Source organism: Gordonibacter pamelaeae 7-10-1-b (assembly GCF_000210055.1).
In the GTDB taxonomy this organism is placed as follows: Bacteria; Actinomycetota; Coriobacteriia; order Coriobacteriales; family Eggerthellaceae; genus Gordonibacter; species Gordonibacter pamelaeae.
In genome coordinates this window covers 1,819,879-1,820,523 of record NC_021021.1, presented here as the reverse complement: position 1 = coordinate 1,820,523, position 645 = coordinate 1,819,879, and the positions used below count along the sequence as shown (strand labels likewise).

Sequence of the window (645 nt, the reverse complement as noted above, 5' to 3'; positions counted from 1 at the left end):
GGGCGCGAAGCCCTGCACGCCGCTTCTCCTTGCCACCGCCATCACGCTCCCGTCTGCGACGCCCGGCCTGCACGGCCCACGTCGATCTCCACTATGCGGCCGCCACCGGCCCCGCCGGCCGGCTCTTCCCCGGCCTCGCGTTTCATCTGCTTGATCTTGCGCGCCATGCACTTCTGCACGTCGTCGAGCGTCAGGCCCAGGTCGCGGCACGACGCCACGCAATCGCCCAAGATGGCGTCGATCTCCTGGGCGTGCTCGTCGCCCACGTCGGCATCGAGGCCCCGCACGAACACGCCGCGTCCGCGCGTGGACTCCAAGTATCCGTCGGAAACCAGACTCAGGTACGCTTTGTTCACCGTGTTGTAATTGATGGATATCTCGGACGCCAGGCCGCGCACCGTGGGCAGCTGGTCGCCCGGCTTGAAGTAGCCGGAGTTTATGAGATGGATCAGCCGTTGCCGCAGCTGCACCCACAGGGGCACGTCGGTCGTGGTATCAACTTCGAACGGGAACATGTTCCTTTAGCCTTCTCTCCGTCAAGATGCCATTGCGAGCAGCGGATGCATGCCCGCCTCCACCACGCAGTACCGCATGGCGAGCCCGCCCGCCAGCACGCAAGCCGCCGCCACGAGGGCGATCGCCGGG

At 66.5% G+C, this 645-nt stretch carries 1 protein-coding gene; it reads right to left on the bottom strand.

The window, feature by feature from the left end:
- Positions 1 to 41: 41 nt before the first annotated feature.
- On the bottom strand, positions 42 to 515 hold the full coding sequence (locus GPA_RS08440; protein WP_015539605.1) for a GntR family transcriptional regulator: 474 nt from the start codon (positions 513 to 515) through the stop codon (positions 42 to 44).
- Between the last annotated feature and the right edge of the window lie 130 nt (positions 516 to 645).